The following is a 24,399-nucleotide window of genomic DNA, read 5'->3' on the forward strand; positions in this document are numbered from 1 at the left end:
CCGAAGAGGCCGGGCCAGCCAGACTCAATCTCTCTGCCAGACTTCATTGCCTGAGCCGACGCCTTCCCGGACAAGTCCGGTCCTACCGAATCCGTGAAACCCGGTAGGAGGAACTTGTCCCCGAAGAGGCCGGGCTAGCCGAACTCAATCTCTCTGCCAGACTCTATTGCCTGAGCCGACGCCTTCGCGGGCAAGCCTCGCGCCAACGGTTGGGGATTCTTGAATGTCACCACCCTGTGACAATCGCGCATCCCTTCGTTACCGTTCTTTGAAAACCCTTGGTTAGACTCCATGCAGCGCAAGCACAGACTTGCTCATGCATAACAACAAGAAAGGTTAAATCGATGAATTCAATTTCCCGTCTCGCTACTCTCATTTCTCTCGCCTCGTTGTTCCCGCTGAGCGCGCTTGCTGCCGATTCGAAAGGCTCCGTTGAAGTGGTCCACTGGTGGACGTCCGGCGGCGAAAAAGCGGCTGTCGATGTGCTCAAGGCCCAAGTGGAAAAAGACGGCTTCACCTGGAAAGACGGCGCTGTGGCCGGTGGTGGCGGTTCCACTGCCATGACTGTGCTGAAAAGCCGCGCGGTCGCTGGCAACCCGCCTGGCGTTGCCCAGATCAAAGGTCCGGACATTCAGGAATGGGCCTCGACCGGCCTTCTTGACACTGACGCGCTCAAAGACGTCGCCAAGGAAGAGAAGTGGGACAGTCTGCTGGACAAGAAAGTCTCCGACACCGTGAAGTATGACGGCGACTATGTGGCCGTCCCGGTGAACATTCACCGCGTCAATTGGCTGTGGATCAACCCGGCAGTGTTCAAGAAAGCCGGGATCGACAAGAATCCAACTACCCTCCAGGAATTCTACGCAGCCGGTGACAAGCTCAAGGCCGCAGGCTTCATCCCTCTGGCCCATGGCGGTCAGCCTTGGCAGGACAGCACCGTTTTCGAAGCCGTCGTGCTGTCGGTGATGGGTGCGGACGGTTACAAGAAAGCCCTGGTCGATCTGGATAACGCTGCATTGACCGGTCCGGAAATGGTCAAGTCGCTGACCGAACTGAAGAAAGTCGCCACCTACATGGATGCCGACGGCAAAGGTCAGGACTGGAACCTGGAAGCCGCCAAGGTCATCAACGGCAAGGCCGGCATGCAGATCATGGGTGACTGGGCCAAGAGCGAATGGACCGCTGCCAAGAAAGTCGCGGGCAAGGACTACGAGTGCGTAGCTTTCCCGGGCACCGACAAGGCGTTCACTTACAACATCGACTCCCTGGCGGTGTTCAAGCAGAAAGACAAAGGCACGCTGGCGGGTCAGCAGGACATCGCCAAAGTCGCGTTGGGTGAAAACTTCCAGAAAGTCTTCAGCATCAACAAAGGCTCGATCCCGGTTCGCAACGACATGCTGAACAACATGGATAAGTTGGGCTTCGACTCTTGCGCGCAAACCGCTGCCAAAGACTTCCTGGCGGACGCCAAGACCGGTGGGCTGCTGCCGAGCATGGCGCACAACATGGCAACCACATTGGCAGTACAAGGTGCGTTCTTTGACGTAGTCACCAACTACATCAACGACCCGAAAGCCGATCCTGCCGACGCGGCGAAGAAACTCGGTGGGGCTGTCAAATCTGCGAAGTAATCGTTTCGCGCTCTTGTAGATCGTGCCCTTTCAGATCAAAGAGCGCGCGTTAACCCCAGCCGCAGTTCGTGCTGATGAAACCGTCTCATCCGGTTTCACGCACGGCTGTGGTCTGGATAGCCCTGTTTCAAAATCATGTTCCAGGTGGATGCTTCCAATGAGTTCTATTGCTGTGTTCAGCAAAGCCTCGCCGTTTGATGCCCTGCAGCGCTGGCTACCCAAACTGGTGCTGGCGCCAAGCATGTTCATCGTCCTGGTGGGCTTCTACGGCTATATCCTGTGGACGTTTGTACTGTCGTTCACCACCTCGACCTTTCTGCCTTCCTACAACTGGGCCGGACTGGCGCAATACCAGCGCCTGTTCGATAACGACCGCTGGTGGGTAGCGAGCAAGAATCTCGCGGTGTTCGGTGGCATGTTCATCGGCATCAGCTTGGTCGTCGGCGTGATCCTCGCGGTATTCCTCGACCAGCGCATTCGCCGCGAAGGGTTTATCCGCACCATTTATCTGTACCCGATGGCGCTCTCGATGATCGTCACCGGTACCGCCTGGAAATGGCTGCTCAACCCGGGCATGGGCCTGGACAAATTGTTGCGCGACTGGGGTTGGGAAGGCTTTCGGCTGGACTGGCTGATTGACCCGGATCGCGTCGTCTATTGCTTGGTGATCGCTGCAGTCTGGCAGGCGTCGGGTTTCATCATGGCGATGTTCCTGGCCGGCCTTCGCGGTGTCGATCAATCGATCATCCGTGCTGCGCAAATCGACGGGGCAAGCCTGCCGACCATCTACCTCAAAGTGGTTTTGCCAAGCCTGCGTCCGGTGTTTTTCAGCGCCGTGATGATCCTTGCGCATATCGCCATCAAGAGCTTCGACCTGGTGGCAGCGATGACTGCGGGCGGCCCCGGCTACTCCTCGGACCTGCCGGCGATGTTCATGTATTCGTTCACCTTCAGTCGCGGCCAGATGGGCATGGGTTCGGCCAGTGCAATCCTGATGCTCGGGGCGATTCTCGCCATCGTCGTGCCTTATCTGTATTCCGAGCTGAGGAACAAGCGTCATGAGTAATCAGATCGGAACACCTTCTGTCAGCATCAGCCGGATCGCGATTCACACGGTCCTGATCATCGCGTGCCTGCTGTACCTGGTGCCGCTGGTGGTCATGTTGCTGACCAGCTTCAAGACTCCGGAAGACATCAGCACCGGCAACCTGCTCAGTTGGCCAGCCGTGGTGAGCACCATCGGTTGGGTCAAGGCCTGGGCGACCGTCGACGGGTATTTCTGGAACTCGATCAAGATCACCGTGCCCGCAGTGCTGATCTCCACCGCCATCGGCGCGCTCAACGGTTACGTGCTGTCGTTCTGGCGTTTTCGTGGTTCGCAGTTGTTCTTCGGCCTGTTGCTGTTCGGCTGCTTCCTGCCGTTCCAGACCGTCCTGCTGCCAGCGTCCTTCACGCTGGGCAAGATGGGGCTGGCGAGCACCACCACCGGGCTGGTGTTTGTCCACGTGGTCTACGGTCTGGCGTTCACCACGCTGTTCTTCCGTAACTACTACGTGAGCATTCCGGATGCGCTGGTCAAGGCCGCGCGCCTGGATGGCGCCGGGTTCTTCACCATCTTCATGAAGATCATTCTGCCGATGTCGACGCCGATCATCATGGTCTGCCTGATCTGGCAGTCCACGCAGATCTGGAACGACTTCCTGTTCGGGGTGGTGTTCTCCAGCGGTGACTCGCAACCGATCACCGTGGCCCTGAACAACCTGGTCAACACCAGCACCGGAGCCAAGGAATATAACGTTGATATGGCGGCGGCGATGATTGCCGGTCTGCCGACACTGCTGGTCTACATCGTGGCAGGCAAGTATTTCGTGCGCGGTCTCACGGCCGGCGCGGTCAAGGGGTAAACATGGCAACGCTCGAATTACGCAATGTAAACAAGACCTACGGCGTTGGCCTTCCGGACACGCTGAAGAACATCGAACTGCAGATCAAGGACGGTGAATTCCTGATTCTGGTCGGGCCTTCCGGCTGCGGTAAATCCACCCTGATGAACTGCATCGCGGGTCTGGAAACCATCAGCAACGGCTCGATCCTGATCGACGACGCCGACGTCAGCGGCATGAGTCCCAAGGACCGTGACATCGCCATGGTCTTCCAGTCCTATGCGCTGTACCCGACCATGACCGTGCGCCAGAACATCGAGTTTGGTCTGAAAATCCGCAAGATGAGCGCCGCCGCCATCGACGAGGAAGTGACCCGGGTCGCCAAGCTGTTGCAGATCGAACACCTGCTCAATCGCAAGCCCGGCCAATTGTCCGGCGGCCAGCAGCAGCGTGTAGCCATGGGTCGTGCACTGGCGCGGCGGCCGAAGATTTACCTGTTCGATGAGCCGCTGTCCAACCTCGACGCCAAGCTGCGGGTCGAGATGCGTACCGAAATGAAGCTGATGCATCAGCGGCTGAAAACCACCACGGTATACGTCACCCACGACCAGATCGAAGCAATGACTCTGGGCGATAAAGTGGCGGTGATGAAAGACGGGATCATCCAGCAGTTCGGCACCCCGAAAGAGATCTACAACAATCCGGCCAACCTGTTTGTGGCCAGCTTCATCGGTTCGCCGCCGATGAACTTCATTCCCCTGCGCCTGCAACGCAAGGATGGCCGGCTGTTCGCCTTGCTCGACAGCGGTCAGGCCCGTTGCGAACTGCCCATGGGCATGTCGGATGCCGGGCTTGAGGATCGCGAAGTCATCCTTGGCATGCGTCCCGAGCAAATCGTTCTGGCGCCCGGCGAACCCAACGGCCTGCCGACCATTCGCGCTGAAGTCCAGGTCACCGAGCCTACCGGGCCGGACACGCTGGTGTTCGTCAACCTGAACCAGAGCAAGGTCTGCTGCCGTCTGGCGCCGGACGTCGCGCCTCAGGTCGGGGAAAGCCTGACCCTGCAATTCGATCCGGCCAAAGTCATGCTCTTCGACGCCGCCACCGGCGAGCGTCTTGGTGTACTGGGCCAGCTACAACCTGCGGGCCGCGCGGGCAATGTCACTCAGATCAACCGCAATTGAACCGAGCACAGCCGGTCGGGTCACCGCTGCCGTAACAGGTCGCCCAGCCGGCAAACACGAAGCAACCGATGTCGATGCCGTTAGAAGCTAATAACAATAAAACGAGGATTTAAGGGATGAAGAAGCTACGCAATAAATCGCTTAACCAGTTCCAGCTTATCGGTAGTTTGTCTGTTTTGAGTGCGTTGGCGTTTACGGGAACTGCCAGTGCTGTCGAGCCGTTCCACGCCAACGAACACATGACCGGCGATTGGGGTGGATTGCGTCAGGAACTGTATGACAAGGGCTACGACTTCTCGCTGGAATACGTCGGCGAGATGGGTGCCAACGTGCATGGCGGCTACAACGACGACAAGACGGCGCGTTACAGCGATCAGTTCGCCCTCGGCGTGCAGATGGATCTGGAGAAGGTCCTTGGCTGGAAGAATGCGGAGTTCAAACTGGCCATCACCGAGCGAAGCGGCAACAACATTTCCAATGACCGACTCGGCGATCCTCGTGTCGGCACGCTCAGCTCCTCACAGGAAGTCTGGGGTCGCGGCCAGACCTGGCGCCTGACGCAAATGTGGGTCAAGCAGACTTATTTCGACGGCAAGCTCGACATCAAGGCCGGACGGATGGGCGAGGGCGAGGATTTCGGCAGCTTCCCTTGCGACTTCCAGAACTTGACCTTCTGCGGCACTCAGGCCGCCAACTATGTGAACACCTGGTACAACTGGCCAGTCAGCCAGTGGGCGTTGCGCGTGAAGTACAACATTACGCCTGAAGTCTTCGCCCAGATCGGCGTCTACGAACAGAACCCTTCGTACCTGGAAACCGGCAACGGCTTCAAACTGAGTGGCAGTGGCGCCAAAGGCACCCTGGTGCCGGTGGAAGTGGTGTGGTCGCCGACCATCAACTCGCTGCCGGGCGAATACCGTCTGGGTTACTACTTCAGCAGCCCGAGCGCCGACGATGTCTACGAGGACAGCAACGGCCAGCCACAAGGCCTCACCGGCGGCCAGTTCAAGTCCCGCAGCGAGAAGACTGGCTGGTGGGTCGTGGCGCAGCAAAAGATCATGAACTTCGGCGGCGATCAGTCCCGGGGCCTGAGCCTGTTTGCCAACGCTACCGTGCATGACAAGGACACCAACTTCGTCGACAACTTCCTGCAGGTCGGCATGGTCTTCAAAGGCCCGTTCGCCGCGCGTCCGAAGGATGACATCGGCATCGGCGTTTCGCGCATTCACGTCAACGAAGACGTCCGTGATCGCGCGAAGCAGATCAACGCCGTCAATGGTATCGACGACTACGACAACCCAGGTTATCTGCCGATCCAGAAGAGCGAATACAACTCTGAGATCTACTACGGCGTGCACGTGACCGACTGGCTGACCATTCGTCCCAACCTGCAATACATCAAGTCTCCGGGTGGTGTCGATCAGGTTGATAACGCGCTGGTGGCCGGTATCAAACTGCAGACCAAGTTTTAACAAACGATCAAGGGTCGTGTGGTGCTTTACGGGCGGCCTGGCCGCCCGTTTTTTTTGGGGTGGCTTTTCTGGATTCAATTCATTCCGTAGCACCGGCTTTAGCCGGGAGGGCGCGCTCCCGGCTAAAGCCGGTCCTACGGTCGCAGCAAAAGCATTTTTTTCGGGACAGCAATGACCATCAAGGAAGCGGGGATGCTGGAGCATCCGTTGCAGCGATTCTTCACGTCCAGGCGCACCAGGCCGACGTTCGAGTGGGAGCGTTATCAGCTGCGTGACGTGCTGATCATCGACCACCCGCAATGTGAGGCGGTGTTCAGTCGTCAGGGCGGCCAGTTGCTGCATTTTCAACCTCGGGGCCAGAAGCCCTGGTTGTGGTGTGCGTCGCATTGGCCACAGGTCGGTGCGATTCGCGGCGGCGTTCCGGTCTGCTGGCCCTGGTACGGCCGTCATCCGAGTGAAGGCGTGTGGCCGGCGCACGGTTGGGCGCGGCTGCTGGACTGGAAATTGATCGACAGCCGCGAAAGCGAGGCGGGCGTGAGCCTGCATTGGCGGCTGCAACTGTGGGACTGGCAAGCCGACCTGCACGCCGAGCTGGGGCAGGGCATGGAATTGCGTTTGACCACGCGGCATCAGGACAGCGAGCCGTGTCAGTTCAGTCATGCGCTGCACGCCTATTGGCGGATCAGTGATGTGCAGGAGGTGGCGCTGGAAGGCCTGGATGGCGCGCAAGGCTACGATCAGCTCAGCCGACAGGCTTGTCAGCAGGAAGGCGATTTGCGCGTGGCGGGCGGCTGTCAGCGGGTGTTCGACCATACCGGCCCGTTGCAGTTACAGGATCAAGCCTGGCAACGGCGCCTGGCTATCGACACTGGCGACAGCGCCAACACCGTGGTCTGGCACCCCGGCAAGCGCCCGCTGATGGGCGTGGCGGGCAGCGAAGCAGGCGGATTCGTTTGCGTCGAGGCCGCGTCAGGCGGCAGCGAAAGCCTGAGCCTGGCGCCAGGCGAGCACGCCGAATTGAGTTTGCAGGCTTATCTGGTGCATTGACTGTGCGCAAAACCTGTAGGACCGGCTTCAGCCGGGAGAGGGCCGAGATATCCGCTGTATTTTGGCCATCTGGAGTAATGCCTCCCGGCTAAAGCCGGTCCTACGGCACCTAACCCTGATCCTCAACCGGATACCGGCTGTCATTCAGGCTTTCCTTGATCTTGCGCAGGTGCGGCTGGAAGTCGACGCCACGGCGCAGGGTCATGCCGGTGGCGAGCACGTCGAGCACGGTCAGCTGGATGATCCGCGAGGTCATCGGCATATAGATGTCGGTGTCTTCCGGCAATGGAATATTCAAGCTAACGGTGCTGGCCTTGGCCAAGGGTGAGCCCGCCGCCGTCAGGCCCAGGACCGAAGCGCCGTTGGCTCGGGCGATGCGCGCCACTTCGACCAGTTCGCGGGTGCGGCCGGTGTAGGAAATGATCACGAACAATTCCCCGGTGTGCGCCACCGAAGCAATCATGCGTTGCATCAACACGTCGGCGTGGGCGGTAACGGCCAGGTTGAAACGGAAGAACTTGTGCTGGGCGTCCAGCGCGACCGGCGCCGAAGCACCGAGACCGAAGAAGTGGATCTGCCGGGCCTGGATCAGCATGTCCACGGCCTTGCTGATCAGCGCCGGGTCCAGTTGCTGGCAGGCGCTGTCCAGCGAGGCGATGGCGCTGCCGAAGATCTTCTGGGTGTAGGCCTCGGTATCGTCATCGGCCTCGACCGCGCGGCTCACATACGCGGCACCGCTGGCCAGGCTCTGTGCCAGCTGCAACTTGAGTTCCGGGTAGCCGCTGACGCTGAATGAGCGGCAGAAGCGGTTGACCGTCGGCTCGCTGACTTTGGCGGCCTGGGCCAGCGCTGCGATGCTGAAACGGGTCGCTTGCTGCGGATTGAGCAGAATCGCCTCAGCGACCTTGCGCTCAGCCTTGTTCAGCTCTTCGAGTCGGCTCTGGATCATCTCCAGAAGGTTTCGTGTGCGGTCCATTCAAAGTCCTTGTCGCGGCTGTTTTGCTCAGGTTTTTGCGAGAGCTATCACGAGGCCCTTTAGCCTGTAGCAAAGGTGGCCTATCGTACTGAGGGCCTGTGTTGATCACCACTGGAATATGGTTTTAGACAGAATGTTGTGGTTATTACTACATTTGGCCTTGAGTAACGCCTTTAAAAAAGGTATTTGTAGCCTAACTTGATAAAAGAACCAACATTATGCTCTCGATTACGGTTGAACCGTGCACTTTTGCCTTGTTTGGCGCCTTGGGCGACCTGGCAGTGCGCAAGCTGTTCCCGGCCCTTTATCAACTCGACCGCGCTGGATTGCTGCATGCTGACACGCGAATCCTCGCGTTGGCGCGCGAACCGGGCGACGAACAGCAGCATTTGGCATACATCGATAAATCCCTGCGCCGCTTTGTTCCGGAGGCTGAACTTGAGCCAGAGAACGTGGAGCGTTTTCAGGCACGCCTGAGTTACCTGCACGTGGATTTCCTCAAGGCCGAGGATTACGTGGCGTTGGCCGAACGGGTTGGCGATGCGGAAACCCTGATCGCCTACTTCGCCACACCCGCGTCGGTGTACGGCGCGATCTGCGAAAACCTGGCTTCGGTCAACCTCACCGAGCGCACCCGCGCGGTGCTGGAAAAACCTATCGGTCATGATCTGGCGTCTTCGCGTCGGGTCAACGATGCCGTGGCGCAGTTCCTGCCGGAAAGCCGCGTCTACCGCATCGACCATTACCTGGGCAAGGATACCGTTCAGAACCTGATCGCCCTGCGTTTCGCCAACAGTCTGTTCGAAACCCAGTGGAACCAGAATCACATTTCCCACGTGGAAATCACCGTCGCGGAGAAAGTCGGCATCGAAGGCCGTTGGGGCTATTTCGATCAGGCCGGGCAACTGCGCGACATGATCCAGAATCACCTGTTGCAGCTGCTGTGCCTGATCGCCATGGACCCGCCCAGCGACCTGTCGGCTGACAGTATCCGTGACGAGAAGGTCAAGGTGCTCAAGGCGCTGGCACCGTTCACTCCAGAGCGTCTGGCCACGCAAGTGGTGCGCGGCCAGTACATCGCCGGTTACAGCGAAGGCAAGCCCGTGCCCGGTTATCTGGAGGAAGAAAATTCCAATACCCAGAGCGACACGGAAACCTTCGTTGCCCTGCGTGCCGATATTCGCAACTGGCGCTGGTCCGGCGTGCCGTTCTACCTGCGTACCGGCAAGCGCATGCCGGCCAAGCTGTCGCAGATCGTCATCCACTTCAAAGAACCGCCGCACTACATTTTCGCCCCCGAGCAGCGCATGCAGATCAGCAACCGCCTGATCATTCGCCTGCAACCGGACGAAGGCATTTCCTTGCAAGTGATGACCAAGGATCAAGGCCTGGATAAAGGCATGCAGTTGCGCAGCGGCCCACTGCAACTGAATTTTTCCGACACCTACCGCAGCGCGCGCGTCCCTGATGCGTATGAGCGGTTGTTGCTGGAAGTGATGCGCGGCAATCAGAACCTGTTTGTTCGCAAAGATGAAATTGAGTACGCATGGCAATGGTGCGATCAGCTGATCGCCGGTTGGAAAAAGGCAGGCGATGCGCCCAAGCCTTACGCCGCCGGATCGTGGGGGCCGATGAGCTCCATTGCATTGATTACTCGTGACGGGAGATCGTGGTATGGCGATATGTGACCTTGAACTGCCAGCGGGCCTTGTCGCCCGCGAGTTCGATAATCCTGCGCTGCTGGCCAGTGAGCTGGCAGCTAACGTGGCCGCGCAACTGAAGACGGCCATCAGCACTAACGGCGTGGCGACCCTGGTGGTTTCCGGTGGTCGCAGCCCGGTGGCTTTTTTCCAGAGCCTGGCCGAGCAGCCGCTGGACTGGTCCAAAGTGGTGGTCAGCCTGGCTGACGAACGCTGGGTGCCGGTTGAGCATGCCGACAGCAACGCTGGCCTGTTGCAGCGCTATCTGCTGCAAGGCCCGGCGGCCAAGGCGAAGTTCCTCGGTTTGTACAGCGTTGCCCAGAGCCTTGAAGAAGCGGCTGACGCTGCCGATCAGGCGTTGGCCGAGCTGCCGCCCATCGACGTATTGATTCTGGGTATGGGTGATGACGGGCACACCGCGTCGTTGTTTCCCAAGAGCCCGAACCTGAGTGAAACCTTGCGCCTGGATGGCGAGCGTCGCTGCTTGCCGATGCTGGCGCCGACCGTGCCGCATCAGCGCCTGACCATGACCCGTCGGCTGCTGGCTTCGGCGCGTTTGCCGATCCTGTCCGTTTCCGGCCAGGCCAAACTCGACACCCTGCGCGCGGCCCTGGCCGGTGATGACCTCGCCGAAATGCCGGTTCGCGCCTTCCTTAACTCTTCCCTTGAGATTTACTGGTGCCCATAAGCAAAGGATCCGCCGCCATGAAAACAGTCGAAAACAATCAGCCGCTCAACAGCATGGCGAACAAGATTTCCCAGATCGATGAGCTCTGCGCCAAGGCAAAGATTTTGCCGGTGATCACCATCCTGCGTGATCAGGATGTCCTGCCATTGGCGGACGCGCTGGCAGCTGGCGGCATGACGGCGCTGGAAGTTACCCTGCGCTCGGCCTTTGGCCTGAGCGCCATTCGTATCCTGCGCGAACAACGTCCCGAGCTGTGTGTTGGCGCCGGAACGATCCTGGATCGCAACATGCTGGCGGACGCCGAAGCGGCCGGTTCGCAATTCATCGTGACGCCGGGCAGCACGCAAGACCTGCTGCAAGCCGCCCTCGACAGCCCGCTGCCACTGTTGCCCGGTATCAGCAGCGCGTCGGAAATCATGATCGGCTACGCCATGGGTTATCGCCGTTTCAAATTGTTCCCGGCGGAAATCAGCGGCGGCGTCGCAGCCATCAAAGCCCTGGGCGGTCCGTTCACGGAAGTGCGTTTCTGCCCAACCGGCGGCGTCAACGCGGACAACCTCAAGAGCTACATGGCGCAACCCAATGTCATGTGCGTTGGCGGGACGTGGATGATTGACAACGCGTGGGTCAAGAATGGCGACTGGAACCGCATCCAGGAAGCGACTGCTCAGGCGATGGCGTTGTTTGATTAAGTCGTGAACGTCCGACTGTAGGACCGGCTTTAGCCGGGAGCGGGGTGCTCTGATGGAGCAAATGTGTTTGAAGCACCGACCTCCTCCCGGCTGAAGCCGGTCCTACGGATGCTTGCGTCAAATCGGTTAATCGTTTGTTGTTGGCTTTACGGTGCGCCCTGGTCCGGCGCACCGTTTTTTTCAAGCCAGTTTGCGCAACGCTTCAGTCAGCAGCTGTATATGTGCAGCAGGGGTGCTGAACCCCGGCGTGATGCGGATGCACGGCCCGCAGGCTGATCCTTCCCGTGCCACGGTGAACAGGTTGTGCTCGTCGAGCAAACGCTGCGCCATGCGTTGCTGATCTTCATGTCGGGTAAAGCGCAAAGCCGTGATCCCGCAATACAGCCGTGGATCGTCCGGCGTCAGTACTTCCACGCCTTCCAGTTCCCGAGCCGGCTTGACCCAAAGGTCGCGCAGGTAGCTCAGACGTGCGCCTTTGGCGACCGAACCACCCATCGCCCGGTGCTCCTCGAAAACCTTGGGCAGCGTCATCCACGCCGGAATATTCGGTGTGCCATAAGGCACCAGCGCCAGGATGTCGTCCTTGCCGTATCGGGTATCGCCCATGTCCGCATCAATCGACCCCAGCCGCTCCTTCGCGACATAGATAAAACCCAGGCTCAGTGGCGCGCCCATCCATTTCTGCAAGTTGTAACCGGCAAACGCGACGCCTAGCTCATCCAGCCTGAAGTCCAGCTGGCCCAGGGCATGGGCGCCGTCGAGAATCACATCGATGTTGCGAGCCTTGGCCAGCGCGGCAATCGCCTGCACTGGCATTACCAGACCGGTGCGATGGGTCACGTGGGTCAGCGCCATCAGTTTGAGGCGCGGGTAGCGCTCGAAGGCGGTCTGATAGCTGTTCAGCAGGGTTTCGTAGGTGGCCGGATGGACATGATTGATTTCAATCACTTCCACGCCACGGCTCTTGGCCAGCCAGCGCATGGCCGTTTGCACGCTGAGATAGTCGAGATCGCTGATCAGCACCTGATCGCCCGGCTGCAACTGGTTGTAGTTGCGAATCAGCGATTGCAGGGATTCGGAGGCGCAGCGGGTGATAGCGATTTCCTCAGGCCTTACCTGCACCAGATCCGCCAACTGGCCGTGAATGACCTTGCTGTCGATCTCGTCGAACTGGCGACGCACGAACACCGAGTTGCTGCGGTTCACGTAATCGATGTTGCGCCGATATTCTTCCAGCACCTCGCGGGTCATGCGCCCGAAATAGCCGTATTCCAGATTGATCGGGCCTGGCTCGACGTCATAGCGCCCAGCGATGTCGGCCCAGAAAGCCTCATCGCGCGCCTGTTGCAGTACCGCAGGGTTTACCGGTGCATAGTCCATTGCCGTCTCGCTTGTGGTCAGCCTTCTTTGAATTGGCGCGGTCGCGTGCGCAGGGGGGCGAGCAGCTCGGACAAGCCGTTATGGTCGATCTCCTGCATCAACGCCAGCAGACCGCCCAGCTCGCTTTTCGGGAAGCCTTCGCGGGCAAACCAATTCAGGTATTGCCCAGGCAGATCAGCAATCAGCCGACCTTTGTATTTGCCGAATGGCATCTCGCGCGTCACGAGCAGCTTGAGTTTTTCCGGGTTCATGGTTGAGCCCCCTTGTCGTTACGTCCAAGGCTTCACGATACGTGCATTCTGCATGCAGGCCAAAGGACAGTTCATGCAGAAATCACGATGCGTCTGTATGGTTGTTTTTTTAAATCATTGAAAAACATAAGGATTATTGGAAATTGAAAGCTGGCACGACGGCTGCAATTACCTAGACAGCAGACACTTTCGTATCAACCTGCCATTAAGGAAATTAACCAATGACTGATATCAATAAAGAATCGATCTCTATCCTGAATGACCTGATCGAAACCAGCAAAGACGGCGAGAAAGGTTTTCAGACCAGCGCAGAAGACATCAAGAACCCTGCCGTCAAAGCGTTTTTCCTCAGCCGTTCCACTGAAATCGCTACTGCCGTACGTGAACTGCAAACCGAAGTGCGTGCGTTGGGCGGCGATCCAGAAACTTCTTCCAGCGTCAGTGGCACTCTGCACCGCGCATGGGTTGACCTGAAGTCGACTCTGACGGGTAAAAGTGACGAAGCAGTGCTTAACGAAGTAGAGCGTGGCGAAGACGTGGCGCTGAAGGCTTACAAAGACGCGCTGCAAAAAGCGACTGAGAAGAACCTGCCCGCGAATGTTACTGCTTTAATCAGCAAGCAGCTGAGTGGCGTGCAAGCCAACCACGACAAAGTTAAAGCTCTGCGTGACCAAGCTCGCGCTGCCAGCTGAGATTGAATCAGCGCCTGCCAAGTGACGAGTTGGCCGGGCGGTTCAAGACAAAAACGCCAGCCAGTCTGGCGTTTTTTATTGCCCGGGTTTTCTTGGGTTGAACGGGTGATTGGCACGTGAATCGTTGGAGCGAGGCTTGCCCGCGAAGGTCTGTAGGAGCGACTTTAGTCGCGAAGGCGTCAATTGCCCTCCCGGCTAAAGCCGGTCCTACAACTCGCAAGCCTCCACCCGATTGCGCCCCAAATGTTTGGCTTCATACAGCGCCTTGTCCGCGGCATTGAGCAAATCCCGCAACAAGACCTCGCTGGTCACTACCGTGCAGGCAATGCCGATGCTTATGGTGACTGGGTGCGTGTCGCCACCATAGGCGGGCAGGGCCTGGACGCCCTGGCGGATTTTCTCGGCGAGGAGTCTGGCCCCGGCGGTATCGGTTTCGGGCAGCGCCACGACAAACTCCTCGCCGCCGTAACGTGCCACTAAATCACTGGCCCTGCGGACTTTGCGCTCAATCGCCAGGGCGACGTTGCGCAATGCCTCGTCGCCGCCGTGGTGACCATGACGTTCGTTGAAGGCTTTGAACTGATCGACATCGATCATCAGCAACGCCAGCGGTTTGCCTGAGCGCATGGCCCGTAGCCATTCGACTCTGAGAACTTCGTCCAGCTTGCGCCGGTTGGCCAGCCCCGTGAGCGCATCGGTTTCGGCGCGCACCTTGAGTTCGGTCTCTGCATGCCGGCGCAGGCCTAATTCCCGGCGCAGCAGCATCGCCAGGCCAAAAATCCCCAGGCACAACACGCCGGTCGCCAGCCCGACCAGCAGCGCGTTGCGGCGCCAGATGGCATAAACCTCATTGACTGACTGGCCGACGACGACGATAAGCGGCAGGTCCCCGACCCGGGAGAACGTGTACAGGCGCTGCTTTTTGTCCAGGGTTGAGGTGCTGGTAAAGCTGCCGCTGCCTTCTCTGAGAATGCGCTGGAAGTTGGGCGTCTGGCTCAAATCCTCGCCGATCAGATCCCTGCCATCCAGCTCTGGATGGCGCGCCAGCAGCAAACCATTGGTGTTGAACAGGTTGACGTTGCTGTCCGGCCCGATGTCCAGCGTGCGAAACAGCTGCTTGAAATAAACCAGGCGCATGGCCCCGCTGGCGATGCCCATGAACGAGCCATCGGGTGCCGACATGCGTCGGCTGAAGCTGATGCACCAGTCCTTGAAGCCCCAGCGGGTTTTGAAAGGGCCGTCTACTTTCATGTCAAGCGAAGGGTCCCTGGCATGGTTCTGAAAGTGCGGTCGGTCAGACAGGTTTTCAGTTCGCGGTTTAATGGACGTGGAGTCGGCGAGGATATAACCATCCTGATCCAGCAACAGCAGATCACCCTTGAAGCGCGCAGACGTAAACCGGTCGAACAACACCAGATGGCGCAATTCCGGGGAAATGTTCATCAGGCCGGGATGCTGCCAGGCGCTGATCATGCCCTGCAGCGAGGTGTCGTAGAGTTCGGCATTGCGCAATACATCGGCATCAATCAACTGCACGATATTGGAAGCAGCGCGGGCGGCATTCTCATTGGCCTCACGGTGTTCCCGACTCAACAGCGAAATGATGATGAGTAACAGCGTCACCACGGCGATAACGCTTCCGCAGATCAGAATAATTTCTGGCCGACGCCATTTTTTTCGTAATTCTTGCTTGGGATGAGGAGCAGTCATTGCACGGGGAGCGCTCGATGAAAAGCGGATCAGACTTAAGATATTGTATTTAATGGAGTTTCTTAAGCTGTCTGCATGAAAAGGTGATAAACAAGTCAGGTATTTATAACCCATCTCAGAGCGCGCAACACAAACTGTGGGATGGACCGGCGTTTCAGGCGCCCAGGCTCAAGGGCAAATTGATCCCGAAAGTATTCAGTCCGGCCTGACTGCGCACGAACACCGTGCCGCCATGCATCAATGCAATCGCCTTGACGATGGCCAGGCCCAGGCCATGATTGGCGCCGCTGTTACTGCGCGAAGCGTCCACGCGATAGAAGCGCTCGAACAGTTTGGGGAGATGTTCCGGGGGGATCTCGCTGCCGGGGTTAGCCACTTCGATGCTCACGTGATCCAGGTGTTCGACGATATCGACCTGGATAACCTGTCCGGGCCCGGTGTGCTGCACGGCATTGTGCAGCAGGTTGATCAAGGCCCGGCGCAGATGGGCTTTTTCGATGGGCACGCTGGCGTCGCCATTGACCTGGACCTGGACCTGAGCGTCTTCGAGGATGAAGTCCAGATAGTCCAGGGTGGTCGCCACTTCCTGCGCCAGGGACGCGCAGGTCAGCTCGGTGACCTTGCTGCCCTGGTCAGCACTGGCCAGGAACAGCATGTCGTTGATGATCGAGCGCAGCCGTTCCAGTTCTTCGAGATTGGATTGCAGGACTTCGAAATAATGTTCAGCCGAGCGGCCGCGCGTCAGCGCGACCTGGGTCTGGCCGATCAGGTTGGTCAGCGGCGAGCGCAGTTCATGGGCCACGTCGGCATTGAACGACTCCAGGCGCGAATAGGCTTGCTCGACGCGTTCCAGGGTCGAGTTGAACGAGGTGACGAACTGGTTCAATTCTGGTGGCAGCGGTGACAGTTGCAGGCGGCCGGACAGGCGCGGCGGGGCGAGTTTCTGCGCCTCCAGCGACAGGCTGGTCAAGGGCCGCAGGCCAATGCGCGCCACCCAATAACCCAGCAGCGAAGCGAGCGCTATGCCAACCGCCGCGAGGCTGATCAGCGCGATCAACAGCGAGTGCTGGGTTTGCCAGAAGGTTTCGGTGTCGATGGCGATGAGAAAACGCAACGGCGGGCGTTGATCCTTGGCGGCGAACTGACTGACCAGCACCTTGAACGGAAACTCATGGCCGCTGAGCCGTAAATCACGCATGCCCAACGGGCCGTTGGCGAACGCACGAATCTCGGCATCAGGATTGCCGAATTCATAAGCCGGGTTGTCGCTGACGACCCAGAAGTGCAGGCGCTTGTCTTCCTCACTGAGCAATTTGAGCTTGGCGTTGATCTTGACCCAATGCTCCGGCGTGCCGAAGCGATTGACTGCAGATTCCAGCACGCTGTAGCGCGCATCGACTTCCGCCTCGGGCAACAGGCCCAGGCCTTTGTCGACCTGCAAATACAACGCCCAGCCGATCAGGGTGAAGACCAGCAAGGCGACCACGGCAAACATGGCGCTCAAACGCAGCGCGATGGAGTCAGCTTTCACTGCGGTTCTCCAGTACGTAGCCCATGCCGCGAATGGTGTGCAGCAGTTTTTGATCGAATGGCCCGTCCAGCTTCGCCCGCAGACGCTTGATCGCGACTTCGACGACATTGGCGTCACTGTCGAAATTGATGTCCCAGACCATCTCGGCAATCGACGTCTTGGAGAGGATTTCCCCATGCCGCCGCGCCAGTACGCTGAGCAGCGAAAACTCCTTGGCGGTCAGGTCCAGACGGGCGCCGGCGCGGGTGGCCTTGCGGCTGATCAGGTCGATCCACAGATCGGCAATGCTGATTTGCACGGGCTCGTGGGCACTGGTGCGCCGGGTCAGGGCTTGCAGGCGGGCGACCAGTTCGAGAAAGGAAAAGGGCTTGCCCAGATAGTCATCGGCACCTTCGCGCAGGCCGCGAATCCGATCGTCCACCTGTTCGCGCGCGGTGAGCATGATCACCGGGGTTTGTTTGCGGGCGCGCAGGGCTCGCAGCACACCGAAACCGTCCAGACCGGGCAGCATCACGTCGAGAATGATTACGTCGTAATCGCTCTCCAGGCTCATGTGCAAACCTTCGATGCCTTCCCGTGCCAGATCCACGGTGTAACCCTGTTCGGTCAGGCCGCGATGCAGGTAGTCCGCGGTTTTTTCTTCGTCTTCGATAATCAGGACGCGCATGGGGCAACTCTCAGCGAAACTGTTGGAGCGACCGGGGTGGCGTTCCACCTTGCCCGCGAAGAGGCCAGCACATCCGGCAGATCTTCTGTGCCGAGAACACCGCCATCGCGAGCAAGCTCGGCTCCCACAGGTCCTGCGTTTGCAATGCTATTCCACAGTGTCCAGGAAATCTGAAAAGTGTTCATTCGGACATCGCCAGTGAGCGCTTGGGTTGCGTGACGGGCTCCGGCTTGCGGCGGTGGAATACACGTTCAAGCTGCAAGTAGATCACGGGGGTGGTGAACAGCGTCAGCGCCTGGCTGACCAGCAAGCCGCCGACCACTGCGATACCCAGCGGTTGACGCAGTTCTGCGCCGACGCCGTAGCCGAGCATCAGCGGCAACGCGCCAAGCAAGGCGGCGAGGGTGGTCATGATGATCGGGCGGAAACGTGTCAGGCAGGCTTCGTAGATCGCCGCCTCGGGGGTCAGCCCGCGTTCGCGTTGCGCTTCCAGGGCGAAGTCCACCAGCAGAATGCCGTTCTTCTTGACGATGCCAATCAGCAGCACCACGCCAATCAAGGCCATGATCGAGAAGTCCTGGCCCATCAACCACAGCATCAACAGCGCTCCGATGCCCGCCGAGGGCAAGGTGGAAATAATCGTCAGCGGATGCACGAAGCTTTCGTACAGCACGCCGAGAATGATGTACACCGCCACCAGCGCCGCGAGGATCAACCAGGGTTGGTTGGCCAGCGAACTCTGGAATGCCTGCGCCGCGCCCTGGAAGTTGCCGATGATCGAAGCCGGCATGCCGATTTCAGTCTTGGCCTGATCCAGCATGCGCACCGCATCACCCAGCGCGACACCTTTGGACAAGTTGAAGGACAGATTGGCCGCCGGGAACATCCCGTCGTGGCTGATGGACAGCGGCCCCATGGTCGGAGCTGCGACTTTCGCCAGCGCCGAGAGCGGCACCATCTCACCCGTCAGCGGCGAGCGCAAATAGAAGTACGCCAGACTTTCGGCCTTGCCGCGCTGCTTGGCGTCCAGTTCGAGAATCACCTTGTACTGGTTGATCTCGGTCTGGAATTCGCTGATCTGTCGCTGCCCGAACGCATCGTACAGCGCCTGATCCACATCGGCGGTGGTCAGACCGAAACGTGCGGCGGCGCTGCGGTCGATGTCGATATGGGTGACGCTGCCGCCCAGTTGCAGGTCGTTGGACAGGTCGCGAAATGCCGGGTTGGCGCGCAGCTTTTCAGTGAGGCGTTCGGTCCAGGTATTGAGCAGCGGCCCGTCGTTGCTCTTCAGCACATATTGATACTGGCTGCGGCTCGGGCCGGAACTGAGGTTGATGTCCTGGCCTGCGCGAAGGTACAGAACGATACCGGGGATCTTGGCCAGTTTCGGTCGCAACCGGTCGATGAAATCGCTGACCGACACATCACGATCACTGCGCGGTTTCAGGGAAATCCAGAAGCGTCCGTTGGCAATGGTCTGGTTACTGCCGGTCACGCCGACTGAGTGGGAAAAGGCCAATACGGCGGGGTCTTCGCCAACGATTTTCGCCAGCGCCTTATGTTTTTCAACCATGTCCGGGTAAGAAATATCGGCAGCGGCCTCGGTAGTGCCGAGGACGAATGCGGTGTCCTGGACCGGGAAGAATCCCTTGGGAATGATCACGTAGCCGACGACCGCCAGAACCAGCGTCAGGCCGAAAATCCCCAGCATCACCCGTTGATGGGCCAGCGCCTTGCGCAACCCGCGCTCGTAGAAATCCAGCAAGCGTTCGCCGAAACCGGGCCGGGCGTGGGGATCGTGTTTGGGCGCGCGCATGAACAATGCCGCGAGTGTCGGCGCCAGCGTCAGCGACACCACCACGGAAATCAGAATGGTCGCGGTGGCGGTCAAAGCGAACTCCTTGAACAGCCGCCCGACTACGCCGCCCATGAACAGCAACGGGATGAACGCAGCCACCAGCGAGAAGCTGATCGACACCACGGTGAAGCCGATTTCCCCGGCACCTTTGATCGCGGCCTCGCGCATGCCGTCGCCAGCTTCCAGGTGGCGGTGGATGTTTTCCACCACGACGATGGCGTCGTCCACCACGAAGCCGACGGCCACCACGATGGCGACCAGCGTCAGGTTGTTCAGGCTGAATCCGAACAGATACATCATGGCGAAACTGGCAATCAGCGAGACGCCCAGCACCGCGCTGACAATCAACGTGGCTGACAGCTGGCGCAGGAACAACGCCATGACCGCCACCACCAGCAGGACCGCGATCAGCAAGGTGATTTCCACTTCATGCAACGAGGCACGAATGGTCCGGGTCCGGTCATTGAGCACGGTGACTTCCACCGAGGCCGGGAGCATTTCCTGCAAGCGTGGCAGTTCGCGCTGAATACGATCCACCGTGTCGACGATGTTGGCGCCGGGCTGGCGGAAGATCGCCACGTTGACGCCTTGCTGCTCACCGGACCAGGCCCGGACGTAGGCGTTTTCCGAGCCATTCACCACTCGCGCCACATCACGCAGATGCACTGGCGCGCCGTCTTTGTAGGAAACGATCAACTGGGCATAATCCTGCGGCCGAAACAGTTGGTCGTTGGAAGCAATCGTCGACACGCTGTCTTTGCCGTACAACGCGCCTTTGGCCAGGTTCAGGCTGGTCTGCTGCACCGCCTGACGGATGTCGGCGAGGGTCAGGCCCAGCGCGGCGAGTTTTTCCGGCGCGGCCTGCACACGAATCGCAGGGCGCTGCTGGCCGGTGATGTACACCTGACCCACGCCATCAATCTGGCTCAACTGACGCGAGAGCAGGGATTCGGTGACGTCACTCAGCTCTGTGCCAGGCATCAGCGTGGAGCTGACGCTGAGGATCAACACCGGGCTGTCGGCCGGGTTGACCTTGCGCCAGGTCGGCAGGTTAGGCATGTCGGCGGGCAGGCGGCCAGCGGCGGTATTGATCGCGGCCTGAACTTCCTGGGCGGCGGTGTCGATGCTTTTATTGAGAGTGAATTGCAGGGTCAGGTTGGTCGAGCCCAAGGCGCTGCTCGACGTCATCTGCGTCATGCCGGGGATCGCGCTGAATTGCACTTCCAGCGGCGTCGCCACCGAAGACGCCATGGTTTCCGGGCTGGCGCCGGGCAATTGCGCCGACACCTGAATGGTCGGGAATTCCGCTTCCGGCAGCGGCGCGATAGGCAGGCGCGGGAACGCGATGGCACCGAGCAGCACCAGCGCGAAGGTCAACAGCAGGGTGGCGACCGGATGGTCCACGCACCACGCGGAAATGGATCCGCGGCCTTTCATCGTGCGGTCTCCAGATTGCCTGCCGTGGTTTGCGGCGCGGCATCACTCATCACTTCAATACGCGAACCGGCCTTGAGCCGGGACTGGCCGTCACTGACCAGCACATCCCCGGCACGCGGACCGGTGATCAACGTCAAGTCGCTGTCCTGATACAGCACTTGTACCGGCACCACTTCGACTTTGTCGCCATTGACCCGGTAAGCGAAGTGCTGCTCCATGCCGCGCTGAACCACTTGCGGCGGGACTTTCAAGGCATCGCGTTCGATGCCGGTCTGGATCTTCACCGTGACCAGTTGACCCGGCCAGAGCAGTTGCTTGGGATTGCTGAACTCGGCCTTGGCGCGAATGGTGCCGGTGGTGGCCGAAACCTGGTTGTCGATCAGTGTCAGCTTGCCTTCACCCAGCAAGCTGCCGTTGTCGCCATCACCCAGAAAAGCCTTTACCGCAGCTGGGGTGCTGGAAATGATCAGGCTGTGCAAGGTCGGCAGCATCTGCTGAGGCAGGGAAAATTCCACGGAAACCGGATCAATCTGGGTGACCGAGAACAGTCCTTGAGCATCGCTGACCCGCAGGAAATTGCCCTCGTCGACATTGCGAATGCCAACCCGGCCCGTCACTGGCGAGCGAATCTGCGTGTAGGAAAGCTGCACCTGTGAAGCGCTGATAGCGGCCTGATTGCCCATTGCCGTGGCTTTGAGCTGGTGGACCAATGCCTGCTGCTGATCGAAGGTCTGTTTGGAAATACCGTTGTCATCGCTGAGCAGCTTGTAGCGCTTGAGATCCAGTTGCGCCACGTCCAGCTGCGCCTGGCTTTGCGCAAGCTGGGCTTTGGCCTGGTCCAGCGTGGCGCGGATCGCCCGGTCGTCGATAGTCGCCAAAAGATCACCGGCCTTTACCGCCTGGCCTTCCTTGACCAGCACTTTGGTGAGGATGCCGTCCACCTGCGGCCGAATAATCACACTGTGCAGCGACAGTACCGAACCGATCCCTGTCACGTAACGCGGCACATCCTCCTTGACCACACTCACCACTTTGACCGGAACCGCAACGGGGGCGCTGACTTTGGCCGTAGCGGGGCGCGTCAGGGTCCAACTGGCGACCCCGATCAAGCCTGCGATGACAATAACGGCAATGACGGTTTTGGTCTGTCTACGCATGCGAGTGGCGCCGGAGGGTGGGAAAAATGAGGAAATCGGAAATAGGCCTCCTTTATAGCCTGCCAATCCGGTCATGAGAATGACTGCAACCTGTCAGAATTGTCAGCAAAGCGGCAAAAGGCCACTGAGCCATCATCAAGAAATCTTCCGCACGGACGATATCCCGGAATGAGAGGTGCGTGATTGCATAAAGCGCAACTTGTCTTTCGGAACTATCCTACAACTTTCTGTGGGGTTTTCTTACGGACGTATCTTGCACCGATCTCATTATTTTTTTGCTGATGGAATAGCGGAGTCATTGCAATGAAAAATGAAACGCCTCGCGTGGAACGGTTTTTCAAAGTTGCTTTGTGTGTGCGAAAGATATCTGTGCTGCTTATTACCGCTCCGCTGTTATTATCCCCGGTCATGGCATTTGCGAATAACGGAGCAATTGCTTTTCGCGGACAGGTGACCAACCCCGGTTGTGCGGTACAGTTTTCGACGGATTCCATAGTCACGCAAGATGTGCGCTATGTGGAAGTTTCAGATCGGATCACGCTCAAGGTCAATACATTGCGCAATGTCTGCGATGGGGAAGTCGTGCCGTTTTCTGTCCGATATGAGGCGTTGTCGGGCACTCCTGGACAGGCCGTTGGCTCTGAAACCACCGTTGTAGAAGGGCGCGCGGGCATTATCACGCTGACCTATCAATAATTACCACAAGCGCTTCGGGCTTTACGCGACGCTATCGCTCGATAGACAGAGTGATTCGTTGCGCGGGTTGGAAACAGTGCGGCGGCAAATATTCAGATGAAGAGGTGCGAAGTTTTGCCTGACCTTTTTGCTAAAGTATTGGCTCGATACCTTGTATTTGCTGGGCGATCCGTGGAAGCCGTTTTATCCTACGGAAAGTTCACGCGCGTCCTGTTGGAAAATCACTCGTATTAAAGTAACGATGCTGACAGCGATCAAAAACATCGAACCCTATAGTGCGTGGCGTCCGATTCAGGGCATACACGGAATAACACAAGGAACGTTGTTAGCATGAAAAAACTTACTTTTGGTTTTATGGCAGCAGGCGCATTGACGCTGGGTTTGGCGGGAACGGCGAATGCGGCGAACAACGGAAAACTAATCTTCAACGGTACTCTGACCAATATTTCCTGTGACGTCTCTCCGGGTACCGGTACCGCGCCGGGTGTCAATCCGGGTGAAATCGCTGTCGATCTGGGTAACGTATCCTTCTCGGACATTGGCACTTCGTCGCAAAGTGAGCTGGCCACGGCGACGCCCATTCAGTTGCTGGTCAACTGCAGTGCCGGGGTTGACCAATACAACCTGGTGAAAATGCGCTTCTCCGCTCGCTCCGGCAGCGGCCTGGACAACAACGACGCCAAATTGCTGCGCACCACCGGCGCTGCGGATGGTGTCGGCATCGGTTTGCTCAATGCGGCGAACGAGATCATGGACCTTGGCGGCACCGAAACCATCGACAAACCCTTGATTAAAGATGGCGTGGGCGGCGCAACCGCCGAGCTCAACTTCGGCGCGGTGTATGTGCTCAATGGCACCGCAACCAACCCTGGCAATGCCGACGGCTTCATGCCTTTCGTTCTGGATTACGAGTAATCCAACAGGCGGGGCGAGTCTGACTCGTTCCGCCTCAATCTGAACTCAAGGCGGCACCTTCATGATCTTTCCCCTCTATCGTTGCGTGGCATTGCTCGCTGGTGCCTTGCTGGCGAACTACAGCCAGGCGGGCATCGTGCTCAACACCACGCGCGTGATTTATCCGGCCAAAGACAAGGAAGTCAGCTTCGGCGTACACAACACCGGCAACGCGGAAATTCTGTTGCAGAGCTGGCTAGAGCCCAACGTGGAAAACCCCGATCCGGGCGCTCTGCCTTTTGTCGTGACCCCGGCGCTGGCCCGCGTGCAGGGCGATGGCAAACAGCTGCTACGGATTATTTACGCGGGCGCCGACATGCCTCGGGATCGCGAATCTGTGCTGTGGCTCAACGTGCAGGAAATTCCCCAGGCGGTTGCCGAGAACTCGTTGCAGGTGGCGATTCGGCAGCGGATCAAAGTGTTTTTCCGGCCCGAAGGTCTTCCGGGCGAGGTCGCTCAAGCGCCGCAGGGTTTGCGCTGGCGAATCGAGCCAGCTGGTTTGCAGGTGGAAAATCCCGGGGCTTATCACGTGTCCATGGTCAGGCTTGAGTTGCGCCAGGACGGTGCCATTCTGCTGAGCCAGGACGGCCAGATGATCGCGCCGGGACAGCGCATTCAGCTGCCTTTGAAGCATCCGCCAAAGCCTGCGCCGATCAACCTGGGTTTCATCAGCATCAATGACTTCGGTGGCCAGGAGCCGTATCGCGCCGCTTTGAAGCCTGGGCAAACCGTCCAGGCCGAAGCGGCCGAACCGCGTTAGCCGCAAAAAAACTGATTTACCCGTTTAGGGGCC

General features: G+C 59.0%; 21 protein-coding genes. 13 read left to right on the forward strand and 8 right to left on the reverse strand.

Annotated elements, in window-relative coordinates; all coding sequences use genetic code 11:
- The first annotated feature begins 344 nt into the window (after nt 1-344).
- The 6 genes from AFK24_RS22210 (at nt 345) to AFK24_RS22235 (ending at nt 7,217) form a co-directional block, all read left to right on the forward strand.
- The gene (locus tag AFK24_RS22210; protein ID WP_065835279.1) at nt 345-1,631 is read left to right on the forward strand and encodes an ABC transporter substrate-binding protein; all 1,287 of its coding nucleotides are present in this window, start codon (nt 345-347) and stop codon (nt 1,629-1,631) included.
- Nucleotides 1,632-1,788: 157 nt separating this feature from the next.
- On the forward strand, nt 1,789-2,697 hold the full coding sequence (locus tag AFK24_RS22215) for a carbohydrate ABC transporter permease (RefSeq protein ID WP_065835280.1): 909 nt from the start codon (nt 1,789-1,791) through the stop codon (nt 2,695-2,697).
- The gene (locus tag AFK24_RS22220; RefSeq protein WP_065835281.1) at nt 2,690-3,535 is read left to right on the forward strand and encodes a carbohydrate ABC transporter permease; all 846 of its coding nucleotides are present in this window, start codon (nt 2,690-2,692) and stop codon (nt 3,533-3,535) included. Before AFK24_RS22215 ends, AFK24_RS22220 begins: the two co-directional genes overlap by 8 nt.
- Before the next feature lie 2 nt (nt 3,536-3,537).
- Nucleotides 3,538-4,698 (forward strand): ABC transporter ATP-binding protein, encoded by a 1,161-nt coding sequence (locus AFK24_RS22225; protein WP_065835282.1) that lies wholly within the window; start codon nt 3,538-3,540, stop codon nt 4,696-4,698.
- 116 nt (nt 4,699-4,814) lie between these two features.
- Nucleotides 4,815-6,170 (forward strand): carbohydrate porin, encoded by a 1,356-nt coding sequence (locus AFK24_RS22230; RefSeq protein ID WP_065835283.1) that lies wholly within the window; start codon nt 4,815-4,817, stop codon nt 6,168-6,170.
- A 192-nt stretch (nt 6,171-6,362) separates the two neighbouring features.
- Nucleotides 6,363-7,217 carry a D-hexose-6-phosphate mutarotase gene (locus tag AFK24_RS22235; protein ID WP_065835284.1) on the forward strand — a complete coding sequence of 285 codons (855 nt, stop codon included), beginning with the start codon at nt 6,363-6,365 and terminating at the stop codon, nt 7,215-7,217.
- A gap of 109 nt (nt 7,218-7,326) precedes the next feature.
- Here the strand turns inward: AFK24_RS22235 and AFK24_RS22240 are convergent, their stop codons facing one another.
- Nucleotides 7,327-8,193: a MurR/RpiR family transcriptional regulator gene (locus tag AFK24_RS22240; RefSeq protein ID WP_065835285.1), complete on the reverse strand. Its 867-nt coding sequence runs from the start codon at nt 8,191-8,193 to the stop codon at nt 7,327-7,329.
- Nucleotides 8,194-8,411: 218 nt separating this feature from the next.
- Here AFK24_RS22240 and zwf point away from each other — a divergent pair, with 218 nt between their 5' ends.
- Genes zwf through AFK24_RS22255 form a run of 3 tightly spaced genes read left to right on the forward strand, consistent with a single transcriptional unit; the run spans nt 8,412 to nt 11,273 of the window.
- Complete coding sequence (gene zwf, locus AFK24_RS22245; RefSeq protein WP_065835286.1) at nt 8,412-9,881, forward strand: glucose-6-phosphate dehydrogenase; 1,470 nt, start codon at nt 8,412-8,414, stop codon at nt 9,879-9,881.
- The gene (pgl, locus tag AFK24_RS22250; protein WP_065835287.1) at nt 9,868-10,581 is read left to right on the forward strand and encodes a 6-phosphogluconolactonase; all 714 of its coding nucleotides are present in this window, start codon (nt 9,868-9,870) and stop codon (nt 10,579-10,581) included. Before zwf ends, pgl begins: the two co-directional genes overlap by 14 nt.
- Nucleotides 10,582-10,598: 17 nt before the next feature.
- Nucleotides 10,599-11,273, forward strand: a complete 675-nt coding sequence (locus AFK24_RS22255) for a bifunctional 4-hydroxy-2-oxoglutarate aldolase/2-dehydro-3-deoxy-phosphogluconate aldolase (protein ID WP_065835288.1) — start codon at nt 10,599-10,601, stop codon at nt 11,271-11,273.
- Nucleotides 11,274-11,453: 180 nt separating this feature from the next.
- On the opposite strand, the gene AFK24_RS22260 is transcribed toward AFK24_RS22255, so the two are convergent.
- Nucleotides 11,454-12,653 carry an aminotransferase class V-fold PLP-dependent enzyme gene (locus AFK24_RS22260; protein ID WP_065835289.1) on the reverse strand — a complete coding sequence of 400 codons (1,200 nt, stop codon included), beginning with the start codon at nt 12,651-12,653 and terminating at the stop codon, nt 11,454-11,456.
- Between the two features lie 17 nt (nt 12,654-12,670).
- Nucleotides 12,671-12,904, reverse strand: a complete 234-nt coding sequence (locus AFK24_RS22265; RefSeq protein ID WP_065835290.1) for a DUF3820 family protein — start codon at nt 12,902-12,904, stop codon at nt 12,671-12,673.
- A 221-nt stretch (nt 12,905-13,125) separates the two neighbouring features.
- Between AFK24_RS22265 and AFK24_RS22270 the strand changes: the two genes are divergently transcribed.
- Nucleotides 13,126-13,596 carry a PA2169 family four-helix-bundle protein gene (locus tag AFK24_RS22270; RefSeq protein ID WP_065835291.1) on the forward strand — a complete coding sequence of 157 codons (471 nt, stop codon included), beginning with the start codon at nt 13,126-13,128 and terminating at the stop codon, nt 13,594-13,596.
- A gap of 207 nt (nt 13,597-13,803) precedes the next feature.
- On the opposite strand, the gene AFK24_RS22275 is transcribed toward AFK24_RS22270, so the two are convergent.
- The 5 genes from AFK24_RS22275 to AFK24_RS22295 form a co-directional block, all read right to left on the reverse strand.
- Nucleotides 13,804-15,306: a sensor domain-containing diguanylate cyclase gene (locus AFK24_RS22275; RefSeq protein WP_065835292.1), complete on the reverse strand. Its 1,503-nt coding sequence runs from the start codon at nt 15,304-15,306 to the stop codon at nt 13,804-13,806.
- 154 nt (nt 15,307-15,460) lie between these two features.
- Entirely contained in the window at nt 15,461-16,837 is a 1,377-nt protein-coding gene (locus AFK24_RS22280) for a heavy metal sensor histidine kinase (RefSeq protein ID WP_065835293.1), read from the reverse strand.
- The gene (locus tag AFK24_RS22285) at nt 16,827-17,504 is read right to left on the reverse strand and encodes a heavy metal response regulator transcription factor (protein WP_065835294.1); all 678 of its coding nucleotides are present in this window, start codon (nt 17,502-17,504) and stop codon (nt 16,827-16,829) included. Before AFK24_RS22285 ends, AFK24_RS22280 begins: the two co-directional genes overlap by 11 nt.
- 181 nt (nt 17,505-17,685) lie before the next feature.
- Complete coding sequence (locus AFK24_RS22290) at nt 17,686-20,799, reverse strand: multidrug efflux RND transporter permease subunit (RefSeq protein ID WP_065835295.1); 3,114 nt, start codon at nt 20,797-20,799, stop codon at nt 17,686-17,688.
- The gene (locus AFK24_RS22295) at nt 20,796-21,956 is read right to left on the reverse strand and encodes an efflux RND transporter periplasmic adaptor subunit (protein WP_065835296.1); all 1,161 of its coding nucleotides are present in this window, start codon (nt 21,954-21,956) and stop codon (nt 20,796-20,798) included. The genes AFK24_RS22290 and AFK24_RS22295 overlap by 4 nt, the downstream gene beginning before the upstream one ends.
- 303 nt (nt 21,957-22,259) lie before the next feature.
- Here AFK24_RS22295 and AFK24_RS22300 point away from each other — a divergent pair, with 303 nt between their 5' ends.
- The 3 genes from AFK24_RS22300 to AFK24_RS22310 all read left to right on the forward strand — a co-directional run bounded on the left by AFK24_RS22300 (nt 22,260) and on the right by AFK24_RS22310 (nt 24,366).
- Complete coding sequence (locus tag AFK24_RS22300; protein ID WP_065835297.1) at nt 22,260-22,652, forward strand: hypothetical protein; 393 nt, start codon at nt 22,260-22,262, stop codon at nt 22,650-22,652.
- Nucleotides 22,653-22,982: 330 nt separating this feature from the next.
- Nucleotides 22,983-23,567 (forward strand): fimbrial protein, encoded by a 585-nt coding sequence (locus tag AFK24_RS22305; protein WP_065835298.1) that lies wholly within the window; start codon nt 22,983-22,985, stop codon nt 23,565-23,567.
- A gap of 61 nt (nt 23,568-23,628) precedes the next feature.
- Nucleotides 23,629-24,366, forward strand: coding sequence for a fimbrial biogenesis chaperone (locus AFK24_RS22310; protein ID WP_080482248.1), 738 nt, complete (start codon nt 23,629-23,631; stop codon nt 24,364-24,366).
- Nucleotides 24,367-24,399: the final 33 nt, after the last annotated feature.

Origin of the sequence: Pseudomonas syringae (assembly GCF_001698815.1) — a bacterium.
Lineage (GTDB): Bacteria > Pseudomonadota > Gammaproteobacteria > Pseudomonadales > Pseudomonadaceae > Aquipseudomonas > Aquipseudomonas syringae_A.

Coding starts and splice junctions, on each gene's coding strand:
- AFK24_RS22215 (WP_065835280.1), top strand. CDS start 1,789: ATGAGTTCTATTGCTGTGTTCAGCAAAGCCTCGCCGTTTGATGCCCTG.
- AFK24_RS22305 (WP_065835298.1), top strand. CDS start 22,983: ATGAAAAAACTTACTTTTGGTTTTATGGCAGCAGGCGCATTGACGCTG.
- AFK24_RS22295 (WP_065835296.1), bottom strand. CDS start 21,956: ATGCGTAGACAGACCAAAACCGTCATTGCCGTTATTGTCATCGCAGGC.
- AFK24_RS22240 (WP_065835285.1), bottom strand. CDS start 8,193: ATGGACCGCACACGAAACCTTCTGGAGATGATCCAGAGCCGACTCGAA.
- AFK24_RS22210 (WP_065835279.1), top strand. CDS start 345: ATGAATTCAATTTCCCGTCTCGCTACTCTCATTTCTCTCGCCTCGTTG.
- AFK24_RS22310 (WP_080482248.1), top strand. CDS start 23,629: ATGATCTTTCCCCTCTATCGTTGCGTGGCATTGCTCGCTGGTGCCTTG.
- AFK24_RS22300 (WP_065835297.1), top strand. CDS start 22,260: ATGAAAAATGAAACGCCTCGCGTGGAACGGTTTTTCAAAGTTGCTTTG.
- AFK24_RS22230 (WP_065835283.1), top strand. CDS start 4,815: ATGAAGAAGCTACGCAATAAATCGCTTAACCAGTTCCAGCTTATCGGT.
- AFK24_RS22220 (WP_065835281.1), top strand. CDS start 2,690: ATGAGTAATCAGATCGGAACACCTTCTGTCAGCATCAGCCGGATCGCG.
- AFK24_RS22235 (WP_065835284.1), top strand. CDS start 6,363: ATGCTGGAGCATCCGTTGCAGCGATTCTTCACGTCCAGGCGCACCAGG.
- AFK24_RS22290 (WP_065835295.1), bottom strand. CDS start 20,799: ATGAAAGGCCGCGGATCCATTTCCGCGTGGTGCGTGGACCATCCGGTC.
- zwf (WP_065835286.1), top strand. CDS start 8,412: ATGCTCTCGATTACGGTTGAACCGTGCACTTTTGCCTTGTTTGGCGCC.
- AFK24_RS22255 (WP_065835288.1), top strand. CDS start 10,599: ATGAAAACAGTCGAAAACAATCAGCCGCTCAACAGCATGGCGAACAAG.
- AFK24_RS22270 (WP_065835291.1), top strand. CDS start 13,126: ATGACTGATATCAATAAAGAATCGATCTCTATCCTGAATGACCTGATC.
- AFK24_RS22225 (WP_065835282.1), top strand. CDS start 3,538: ATGGCAACGCTCGAATTACGCAATGTAAACAAGACCTACGGCGTTGGC.
- AFK24_RS22260 (WP_065835289.1), bottom strand. CDS start 12,653: ATGGACTATGCACCGGTAAACCCTGCGGTACTGCAACAGGCGCGCGAT.
- AFK24_RS22285 (WP_065835294.1), bottom strand. CDS start 17,504: ATGCGCGTCCTGATTATCGAAGACGAAGAAAAAACCGCGGACTACCTG.
- AFK24_RS22275 (WP_065835292.1), bottom strand. CDS start 15,306: ATGACTGCTCCTCATCCCAAGCAAGAATTACGAAAAAAATGGCGTCGG.
- AFK24_RS22265 (WP_065835290.1), bottom strand. CDS start 12,904: ATGAACCCGGAAAAACTCAAGCTGCTCGTGACGCGCGAGATGCCATTC.
- pgl (WP_065835287.1), top strand. CDS start 9,868: ATGGCGATATGTGACCTTGAACTGCCAGCGGGCCTTGTCGCCCGCGAG.